The sequence below is a fragment of the Wenyingzhuangia sp. IMCC45467 genome (assembly GCF_054111205.1).
On the sequence record NZ_CM134196.1, the window covers coordinates 2,885,461 to 2,897,117 of the forward strand.

Below are 11,657 nucleotides of genomic sequence, written 5' to 3' on the forward strand. Positions count from 1 at the left end.
ATTATGAAGTGTATACATTATATATTGTTTTTAGGTTTGATGTTTTTTGTTTCCTGTAAAAAGGATACTGAACTCTCTTCTGTTAGAAAAACACAATCCTTAAATACTGATTGGACTACTGTTATGTTAGATAGTTTACCGGTTTTAGAAAGTGAGTTTGTAAAGAACCCAAATGTAAATGCCAATTGGGAAAAAGTGTCTGTGCCTCATAATTGGGATCAATATTACGGATATAGAAGAACCAAACATGGAAATTTACATGGAACGGCTTGGTATCAAAAAACATTTAAATTAGATGAAAAACAAAAAGAGAAACAACACTTTTTGTTTTTTGAAGGAGTAGGTTCTTATGCAACCGTTTGGGTAAACGGAAAAAAAGTTGGAGAACACAAAGGAGGTAGAACTACTTTTACAATAGATATTACTGATGCTATTTCTTTTACAAAAGAAAACAGCGTAATGGTTAAAGCTGAACATCCTGCATATATTACAGACTTACCATGGGTTTGTGGTGGTTGTTCGGGAGAGTGGGGGTTTTCTGAAGGTTCTCAGCCTATGGGAATTTTTAGACCTGTTTCTTTAGTGATTACAGAACCGTTAAGAATTGAACCTTTTGGAGTACATGTTTGGAATGATGAAAGTACTAGTAAAGAAAAAGCAGTTTTACACACAACAACAGAACTTAAAAACTATAGAAGTTTTTCTAAAAGCATCACCATAGAAAATAAGTTGTTAGATGCTAATGGATATGAAGTTTCATCCATCAAAACGGAGGAGAAAAATTTGGTAGGAGTTAAAGAAATCAAACAAACTTTACCAGAAATTAAAGCACCAAAACTGTGGTCTTTAGAAAATCCATATTTGTATCAATTGGTAACAACTATTTATGAAAACAATAAGGTGATTGATCAGCTAATTACACCTTATGGAATTCGCTGGGTAAGTTGGCCTATCAATAGAGCGGGAAATGACAATCGTTTTTTCTTAAATGATGAGCCTGTTTTTATCAACGGAACTTGTGAGTATGAACATTTAATTGGAAAAAGTCATTCTTTTTCCAATACTGAAATTAAAGCCAGAATCAAGCAGGTTCAAGCAGCAGGATACAATGCTTTTAGAGAAGGACATCAACCACATAATTTAAAATATCAAGAACTTTTAGATCAGGAAGGAATTTTGTTTTGGAGCCAGTTTTCTGCCCATATTTGGTATGATACTCCTGAGTTTAAGGAAAACTTTAAAACCTTGTTAAAAGAATGGATTAAAGAAAGAAGAAACAATCCATCTGTAGTAATGTGGGGATTACAAAATGAAAGTACCATTCCTAAAGAGTTTGCAGAAGAATGCACCGAAATTATCAGACAAATGGATCCTATTGCAAGCAAACAACGTTTGGTTACTACTTGTAATGGGGGGCAAGGAACTGATTGGAATGTAATTCAGAACTGGTCTGGAACTTATGGGGGAGATCCATACAATTATGGAGAAGAAATGACCGAATTGCTACTAAATGGAGAATATGGAGCATGGAGGCATGTTGATGTTCATACCGAAGGTGAGTTTGATCAAAAAGGAGTGAATAGTGAAAATAGATTTGCTCAATTGATGGAAATCAAAGTAAAAGAAGTAGCATCTGTAAAAGATAAAATTGTAGGTCAATATCATTGGTTGTTGTATTCTCATGAAAATCCGGGAAGAACACAGAATGGGGAAGGTTATAGAGATATTGACAAAGTTGGACCAGTAAATTACAAAGGGGTTTTTACCATTTGGGGAGAACCAACAGATGCTTTTTACATGTATAGAGCTAATTATGTGTCAAATAAAAAAAGCCCTATGGTACACATTGTTTCTCATTCTTGGCCTAGCCGATGGACTACTCCAGGTATAAAAGAAACTATTGATGTTTATTCCAATTGTGATGAAGTTGAACTGTTTAACGATGTCAATCATGAGTCCTTAGGAAAATTAAAAAATCCTGGGTTGGGAGAGCATTTTCAGTGGAAAAACATCAATATAAAATATAACATTCTGTATGCGGTAGGTTATGTAAATGGAAAAGCTGTTGCCAAAGATGATGTTGTTTTAAGCAGTTTACCAAAAGCTAAACATTTTGATGAATTGATGGCTAAAACCAATGAAATTTTAAAACCAACCGAAGATTATCAATATATATATAGAGTGAATAGTGGAGGAGATGATTATATAGATACATTTGGAAATACTTGGATGGCCGACGTTCATAAAACAGATGAAAATACTTGGGGGTCTAAATCGTGGACAGATGGGTTTAAAGGTTTGCCAGCGTTTTACGCAAGTCAAAGAACCACTTATGATCCTATTGCTGAAACTCAAGATTGGAAATTGTTTCAAGATTTTAGGTATGGTGCTAATCAATTAAAATATGAGTTTCCCGTTCCCGATGGAGAGTATTTGGTGGAATTGTATTTTAATGAGCCTTGGTATGGAACAGGAGGCGGAATGGACTGTACAGGTTGGCGAGTTTTTGATGTGGCAATTAATGATAAAGTTGTTTTAGAAAATGTTGATATCTGGAAAGAAGCAGGGCACGATAAAGCTTTGAAAAAAACAGTAAAAGCGTTTGTAGAGGGTGGTGTTTTAAAAATTTCATTTCCAAAAGTAACTTCTAGTCAAGCGGTGATTTCTGCCATTGCCATCGCTACCAAAGATACTGCTATAAAACCAGCAAAAGCATCTTCTAAAAACATTTTAAAAGTTAAATCGAATGTGTCTGTACAAGTTAGATCATGGTTAAACATTACAGATCAGCAATACATAAATTCAGAGATTCATTATACAAAATTACCTGCAGAGGTTTATGGAGCAGATTATTTACGTTTTCCTTCATCAACAAATCAAACAAATATTTCGGGAACATTTATATCCAAAGAAAATGCAACGATTTATGTGTTTATAAAAGATTCAGAAAGCGCATCATCTTGGTTAAAAAGTTATGAAAAGTTAGATGAAATAGCTGAAAATAATAAAGAGGTTGTTTTTAAGGTCTTTAAAAAAGAAGTAAAAAAAGGATACGAAATCTATTTTAAAAACAATGCAGGTATTGCTGTGGTTCCAACTTATAACATGGACGAAAAAGATGACAGGCCGATTATAAAATTAGAAGCGGAAGAGGCAGAAATTTCAGGAAAAGGAATTAAAAAAGATTTTTTTAAGAAAAGTGATTATATAGAGTTTACAGAGAATACCAACAATAAAATCACTTTTGTAGTAGAGCCAGGAGTCGCTAATATTTACTTGATGCGTTTTAGATTTATGAACATGAATTTACATCCTGTAAAAGTAAAATTAACCATTACCGATGCCAATGGGATTTTGGTAAGGAAGGATGGAATAGAGTTTCCTGTAAAGAATGAAAAATGGAAAATATTAAATACAAGTACAGGAGGATTTATTAATGCTGGAACGTATAAAATTCAGTTAGAGGCTGAGAGTATGAAAGGGTTACGATTAGAATCTTTTGAGTTTCAATAAAAGAAATAAGATATAAAATGAAAAGAATACAAGTTTATAGCCTGGTTATTTGGGCCGTAATTTTATGTAGTTGTAGAGCTAAAGAACAAGATGTTAGAATTGTTAAAGATTTTAATTTTAATTGGACTTTTAAATTAGGAGCACATCCAAAAGCCGTAAAAACAACTTTTGATAACTCGGATTGGAGAACTTTAAATTTACCTCATGATTGGAGTGTTGAGGGAGTGTTTAGTAAAGATCATCCTACAAAACCAGAAGGAGGAGCTTTGCCTGCAGGAGAAGGTTGGTATAGAAAAAGCTTTCAAATTTCTGAAGAGTGGAAAGAGAAAAACATTGCTATTGAATTTGATGGTGTTTATAGAAACAGCGAAGTTTGGATAAATGGAAAACATTTAGGAAAACGTCCAAATGGATATATTTCTTTTACTTATGACTTAAGTCCGTATTTATATTATGGAACTCAAGAAAATATCATTACGGTTAAAGTAGACAATTCTTTACAACCGAATTCTCGTTGGTACACAGGTTCTGGAATTTATAGAAAGGTACAATTGGTTGTAACCAATAAGTTACATATTGCTCATTGGGGAACTTACATAACAACTCCAAAAATAACCAAAGAATTAGGTAAAGTTGCCATAGAAATTACTTTACAAAATGATACTGATACAGAAAAATCAATAGAATTGGTTTCGTTGGTTTATGATGAAAACGAACAAGAAGTCGCAAAAATTGTCACCAAAGAAAACATAAACTCAAAAGAAAGTGTAAAAGCGAATCAAACCTTAGAGGTAAAAAAACCGATTTTATGGGATACTAAGAATCCATATTTATACACTGTTAAAACCAAGGTGTATGAAGGAGCAACTTTGGTTGATAATTTCGAAAATGTACTAGGGTTTAGGTCTTTTAATTTTGATGCTGAAAAAGGATTTTCTTTAAACGGAGTGCCAACTAAAATTCACGGAGTTTGTTTGCATCATGACAATGGAGCTTTAGGAGCAGTAGCTAGTTACGATGCTATTAAAAGAAAGTTGAGGTTAATGAAAGAGATGGGGGTAAATGCTATTAGGGTTTCTCATAATCCATCATCAGTAGAATTGTTAGACTTGTGTGATGAAATGGGGTTTATAGTACAAGCAGAAGCCTTTGATGTTTGGAAAAAGAAAAAAGTAAAAGCAGATTATCATTTAGATTGGGATGAATGGCACAAAAAAGATTTACAAGATTTTGTAGAAAGAGATAGGAATCATCCATCGGTAATGATGTGGAGCATTGGGAATGAAATCCGTGAACAATTTGATAGTACTGGTGTTGCTATTACCAAAGAGTTGGTAAATATTGTTAAAAAATTAGACCAAACAAGACCAGTAACTTCTGCGTTGACAGAAAATATTCCAGAAAAAAATTATATCTATCAATCTGGGGCTTTAGACTTGTTAGGGTTTAATTACAAGCATAAAGACTATACTAGTTTTCCAGAAAAATTTAAAGGACAAAAAATCATTGCTTCAGAAAGTGTATCGGCTTTGGAAACCCGTGGGCATTACGATCATTTTGATGCTGATGAAATTAAAAGATGGCCACCTGCACACATCCAACCTTTTGATGGAAATGATGATTTTACCGTTTCTGCTTACGATCAGGTTTCTGCTTATTGGGGAGCTACACACGAAGAAAGTTGGAAAGCTGTAAAAGCATTAGATTATATAGCGGGAACTTTTATTTGGACAGGAATGGATTATTTAGGAGAGCCTATTCCGTATCCTTACCCTGCTCGTAGCTCATATTTTGGAATTGTAGATTTGGCTGGTTTTCCTAAAGATGTATACTACATGTATCAAAGTGAATGGAGTAATCAAGAGGTGTTGCATATTTTTCCTCATTGGAATTGGACAAAAAATCAAGAGATTGATGTTTGGGCTTATTATAACCATGCAGATGAAGTTGAATTGTTTTTAAACGGAAAATCACTAGGGAAAAAAGCTAAAAAAGGAGATGATTTACATGTGTCTTGGAAAGTGAAATATGAACCAGGAACTTTAAAAGCAATTTCTAGAAAAGATGGAAAAGTAATCTTAGAAAAAGAAATTCATACAGCAGGAAAAGCTTCGAAAATTGAATTGATTGCTGATAAAAAAGTGATAAAAAACAATCAGTATGATTTGAGTTTTATTACGGTAAACATTTTAGATGAAGAGGGTGTTTTAATACCAAATGCAAATCATCTTGTTGAATTTGAAATTTCAGGAGGAGGAAAAATTGTTGGAGTAGATAATGGTTATCAAGCCAATTTATCATCTTTTAAAGCATCAAAAATAAAAGCATATAATGGAAAATGCTTGGTGATTGTTCAGTCGAATGGAAAAGAAGAGAATATTGTATTAAAAGCAACTTCTCAAGATGTTATTGCATCAAATAGCATAGAAATTAAAGTTATAAATTAATTATGAAAATCAAATATTTTTGCCCAATATGGGGTTCTACAGATATGGAGTATGCTGCTTTTTTTGAGAAAGCTAAAAACGCAGGATATGATGGAGTAGAAATGAGTCTACCTATGGACGATGCTGAAAAAAAAGAAATTTTAGTACTGTTAAAAGAGTATGATTTAGAATTGATAGCCCAGCATTGGGAAACCTTAACGGCGGATTTTGAATTACATAAAAAAGAGTATAAAGCAAGAATGATCAATTTGGCATCTGCAAAACCTTTGTTGGTAAATACTCAAACAGGAAAGGATTTTTTTACTTTTGAACAAAATGCGGAGTTAATTGACATTGCAAAAAAAGTATCTCAAGAATATGGTGTGAAAATAATTCACGAAACACACAGAGGAAAGTTCAGTTTTGCAGCTCATATTGTATCTCAGTTTTTAACTAAAATTCCAGATTTAGAATTAACCTTAGATATTTCACATTGGTGTAACGTGGCCGAAACATTGTTAGAAGATCAAACAGAGGCCGTGGATTTAGCCATTGAAAGAACAGCACATATTCATTCACGTGTAGGGTTTTCAGAAGGACCCCAAATTCCTGATCCTAGAGCTCCAGAATGGAAAGAAGTTTTAGAAACACATACCAATTGGTGGCAAAAAGTTATAGATAAACGTAGAGCAGAAGGAAGGACAGAATTTACCATAGCTCCAGAATTTGGACCTTATCCGTATATGACACAATTACCTTTTAAAAATGAGCCTATTACCGATCAATGGGCAGTAAATGTGTTTATGATGGAATATTTAAAAAAGACCTTAAAATAATTTTTTCTAGAAGAAATGAATGCTAAAGAAAAACAAATACTGAGAGATTATAGTTTGGTGGGGGTTGAAGCAAAACGAGCTTTAGAATTGGGGCTGGCAGATGCAGAATGGTATCAAACTCCTATTCCAAAAGATAAAATGCGAACGCTTTTGGTTAGAAAAAATGGACCCGCTATTAGAGATAGTATTATTTGGTTTGGGTTGTTGCTTGGTTCTGGTTATTTGGTTTATTTGTGGTGGGGATCTTGGTTGGCTATTTTTCCTTATATCGTTTATAGTGTTTTGTATGCATCTTCATCAGACTCCAGATGGCATGAGTCTAGTCATGGGACTGCTTTTAAAACCGATTGGATGAACAATGTGTTGTATGAAATATCATCTTTTATGGTATTTAGACAATCTACAGTTTGGAAATGGAGTCATGCACGTCACCATAGCGATACGATTATTAGAGGTCGTGATCCAGAGATTTCTATTCCTAGGCCTACACAAATAAAAATGTTAATACTTACTTTTTTTGGAATTAGTGCAGCGGTTCCAGAAATGAAAAAATTATTAAAACACGCATCTGGTAAAATTGACGTTGAGGTGGCTACTTATGTGCCAAAATCAGAGTATAAAAAGGTGATTTTTAAAGCAAGAATTTATGTGATGATTTTTTTAACAGTGATTGTTTTATCAATTGTTTATAATACCATTTTGCCTTTAATGTTTATTGGGCTGCCAACTTTGTTCGGAACTTGGTTAATGCCTTTTTACGGGTTTACACAACATGCAGGTTTGGACGAAAATGTGTTAGATCATCGTTTAAATTCTAGAACGGTGCTTATGAATAGAGTTCATAGGTTTTTGTATTGGAATATGAATTATCATGTAGAACATCATATGTTTCCTTTGGTTCCATATCATGCTTTACCTAAGTTACACGAATTGATGAAGTACGATTGTCCTAAACCGAATACTAGTATTTTTGATGCTTTTAAAGAGATTCTTCCAGCCATTTTAAAACAACAAACAGATCCTACTTATTTTATTAAAAAGGAACTGCCTGTAACAGCACATAAAACAAAAAATACTCAAAAACCTAAAATTGTTGGAGAAACTGATAAAATGATTGATGGTAAAATTGAAGTTTGTTCAGTTGATAGAATTATTAAAGGAGAAGCTGTTCGTTTTGATTTTAGAGACAAGACTTATGCGATTTACAGAACTAATGATGATCAGTTTTATGCAACAGACGGAATGTGTACTCACGGAAATGCTCACTTAGGGGATGGTGTAGTTATTGGAGAAACCATTGAGTGTCCAAAACACAATGGACGATTTAACTTAAAAGATGGAAGTCCCAAAAGATTGCCTGTTTGTGTAGGATTAAAAACATATACAACTTATGTAGAAAATCAGAGGTTGTTTTTGGATTTGAATGATGTGATCAGTGTAAAAGATGATGACATGTTTTCTTTTAGAGTAGTCAGTAATAAAAATGTAGCAACTTTTATAAAAGAGTTAGAGCTAGCTCCTGTAAATCATAAAAAGTTTGATTTTATTCCAGGACAATACATTCAATTAAAAATACCAGCATATGAAATTAAGTTTGATGAGTTTATAATTGAAGAACCTTTTAAGGATACATGGAAATCTGAAAATTTATTTAGTGGCTTTGCTAAGAATCATTTTGAGGTAAAAAGAAATTATTCCATGGCTACCAATCCTAAAAAAGATAAAACGCTAAAGTTTAACATTCGTATTGCTTTACCACCCGCCAATGAAAATGTTTCTGCAGGGATTGGATCTTCTTATGTTTTTAATTTAAAAGCAGGAGATGAGGTCAAAATATCAAAACCTTTTGGAGATTTTCAAATAAAAACGTCAGAGAGAGAAATGATATATATAGGAGGTGGAGCAGGAATGGCACCTTTAAAATCACATCTTTCTTATTTATTAGAAACTCAAAAAACAGATAGAAAAATAAGTTTTTGGTATGGAGCTCGTTCTAAATCAGAATTGTTTTATCAAGAATATTTTGAGCAATTACAAGAGAAGAATGAAAACTTCAGTTTTAACATAGCACTTTCAGAACCAGAAAAAACTGATTATTGGGAGGGAAATACAGGCTTTATACACGAAGTGTTGTTAGAGAATTATTTAAAAAACATCCATCATCAAAAAGAGATTGAATATTATTTATGCGGACCTCCAGCTATGATTCAGGCTAGTTTAAACATGTTAGCAGAGCTAAATGTTCCTGAAGAATTAATTGCTTACGATGAATTTTAATCAATAAAAAAATAAAAAAATGATATCACCAAATCCAATTATAGGAACAGGATTACATGCTATTGGAGGAATTTCTGCAGCAAGTTGTTATTTACCAAACACCAAAACCAAAAAATGGTCTTGGGGAACTTTTTGGTTAGCGCAAGCACTTTTTGCATGGATTATTGCTCCATTAATAATTGGTTGGTTAACCGTTCCCGACTTTTTTGAAATTTTATTAAATGCTCCTGCAAAACCTTTTTGGATGGCTTTTTTATTAGGTGCTGTTTATGGTTTTGGCGGAATTTCTTTTGGAAAAGCCATTGTTCATATTGGTTATTCATTAACCTATACTTTGGCTATTGGTATTTCTGCCGTGGTAGGAACTATTTTGCCATTATTAATTTTTGGTGGTTTGGGTGATTTTTTTACCAAACCAGGAGGGGATGTAGTGCTTTTAGGAATGATTTTTTCTGTTTTAGGAGTGATTGTTTGTGGGTGGGCTGGTTTTAAAAAAGAAAAAGATATTAGTAAAGAAAACCTAAATAAATCTGGTTTTAACATGATGTTGGGGTTGTTTTTAACTATTGTGGCAGGAGTGCTTTCAGGAGTTTTTAATCTTTCGTTAGAGTATGGTCAACCTATAGCAGACATGGCTGCCCAACATGGAGCAGGTCATTTTGAAGGGAATTCTAAATTAATTATTTCTACAGCTGGGTGTTTTGTAGTGAATTTTATATGGTATTTTATAGCAGGATTAAGGCAACAAACCATACAAGAGTTTTTATCTACTAAAGAATTGTCAAAATTAACTTTGTTTAAAAACTGGTTGTGGTCTGCTTTGGCTGGAACTATGTGGTGTTTTCAATTTTTCTTTTACGGATTAGGACATGTGAAAATGGGAAGTTTTCAGTTTGCTAGTTGGGTATTGCATATGTCAATGTTAATCTTCTTTAGTTATATAGTTGGGGTGATTATGAAAGAATGGAAAGAGGTAACAAAAAGCACTTATGTGGTTTTAATTATTGGCTTAATTCTTTTAATTGTTTCTTTTTGTATTACAAGTTATGGTAGTTATATAGGTGAAGAAATGATACACAACGCTTAAAAAAACGTTGATAAAGAGGTAGACAGTAAGTGCAGGATAGTTAAATAATATAAATTATTTATACTTGAAGTTCTTAAATTTATAAGAACTTAATTTATATGCTACATAAAATGAAAAACTTATACCTTTTAATAATCTCAGTATTATTAATGTCTTGTGCAGAAAAAAAACAAGAAACAATTCACAAAGATTTATTTCCTGATGGAACAGAAATTTCAGAATGGTTTTTAGATCATTCAAAAATCAATCCATCAGATTTAGGAAAGTTTTATACCATTACCGATTATGGAGTAAAAAATGACAGTACGTTATTACAAACAGAAGCTATTCAAAAAACCATTGATGAAGCCTACAGAAACGGAGGAGGAGTTGTAGTCATTCCTAAAGGTACTTATTTAAGTGGAGCTTTGTTTTTTAAACCTAATACTCATTTGCATGTGGCAGAAGGTGGAGTATTAAAAGGATCTGATAATATTGATGATTATCCTTTTTTACCTTCTAGAATTGAAGGACAAAGTATTGAATATTTTTCAGCATTAATTAATGTGAAAGCGGTTGATGGTTTTACCATTACTGGTAAAGGAATTATTGATGGAAATGGTTTAAAATATTGGAAAGCTTTTTGGCAAAGACGTAAGGAAAATCCTAAATGTACCAATTTAGAAGTATCAAGGCCTCGTTTGGTATTTATATGGAAATCTAACAACGTACAATTGCAAGACGTTACTTTGCAAAATTCAGGATTTTGGTCTAGTCACTACTACCAATGTAACAACGTAAAAATTCTAGATTTAAGAATAACATCACCACACAAACCTGTGAAAGCTCCAAGTACTGATGCTATTGATATTGATGTTTGTAGCAATGTGTTAATAAAAGGATGTTACATGGCTGTTAATGATGATGCCATTGCATTAAAAGGAGGAAAAGGACCTTGGGCAGATAAAGATGCTAGTAATGGAGAAAACACCAATATTATTATAGAAGATTGTGAGTTTGGTTTTTGTCATGCTGCTTTAACCAACGGAAGTGAAGCCATTCACAATAAAAATATTTTAATGCGTAATTGTAAAGTTGTGGATGCAAAACGTTTGTTGTGGTTAAAAATGAGACCAGACACTGCACAGCATTACGAGTATATTACGGTAGAAAATATTACAGGGCAAGCACATAGTTTTATTTACATTAAACCTTGGACTCAATTTTTTGATTTAAAAGGTCGTAAAGATGTTCCATTGTCTTACTCAGATCATATAACCATGAGAAATATAGATTTAGAATGTGATATTTTTTATGACATGAATATTACAAAATATGATAAATTATCTGACTTTACTTTTGAAAATATCAAAGTCAAAGCTAAAGACGGAAAATACGATAAGTCAATTATTGATGGAGTTACTTTTAAAAATGTAGAAGTAAACGGAGAAATTATTCAATAAAATTATTTCCTTTTAAAAAATAAAAAACCAGAGTAATTATAATTACTCTGGTTTTTTTTGTTGATAGCAATAGGTG

The 11,657-nt window shown here is 32.6% G+C and carries 6 protein-coding genes; all 6 read left to right on the forward strand.

Annotated features, from left to right (window positions below):
- Positions 1–3 precede the first annotated feature (3 nt).
- The 6 genes from ACXGQT_RS12250 to ACXGQT_RS12275 all read left to right on the forward strand — a co-directional run bounded on the left by ACXGQT_RS12250 (position 4) and on the right by ACXGQT_RS12275 (position 11,581).
- Entirely contained in the window at positions 4–3,513 is a 3,510-nt protein-coding gene (locus tag ACXGQT_RS12250; RefSeq protein ID WP_457828881.1) for a malectin domain-containing carbohydrate-binding protein, read from the forward strand.
- A 17-nt stretch (positions 3,514–3,530) separates the two neighbouring features.
- Entirely contained in the window at positions 3,531–5,960 is a 2,430-nt protein-coding gene (locus ACXGQT_RS12255; protein ID WP_457828882.1) for a sugar-binding domain-containing protein, read from the forward strand.
- 2 nt (positions 5,961–5,962) lie between these two features.
- Positions 5,963–6,775, forward strand: a complete 813-nt coding sequence (locus ACXGQT_RS12260) for a sugar phosphate isomerase/epimerase family protein (protein WP_457828883.1) — start codon at positions 5,963–5,965, stop codon at positions 6,773–6,775.
- Positions 6,776–6,790: 15 nt separating this feature from the next.
- Positions 6,791–9,052, forward strand: a complete 2,262-nt coding sequence (nqrF, locus tag ACXGQT_RS12265; RefSeq protein ID WP_457828884.1) for an NADH:ubiquinone reductase (Na(+)-transporting) subunit F — start codon at positions 6,791–6,793, stop codon at positions 9,050–9,052.
- A 19-nt stretch (positions 9,053–9,071) separates the two neighbouring features.
- On the forward strand, positions 9,072–10,139 hold the full coding sequence (locus ACXGQT_RS12270) for an L-rhamnose/proton symporter RhaT (protein WP_457828885.1): 1,068 nt from the start codon (positions 9,072–9,074) through the stop codon (positions 10,137–10,139).
- A 110-nt stretch (positions 10,140–10,249) separates the two neighbouring features.
- Complete coding sequence (locus tag ACXGQT_RS12275; protein WP_457828886.1) at positions 10,250–11,581, forward strand: rhamnogalacturonidase; 1,332 nt, start codon at positions 10,250–10,252, stop codon at positions 11,579–11,581.
- Positions 11,582–11,657 lie beyond the last annotated feature (76 nt).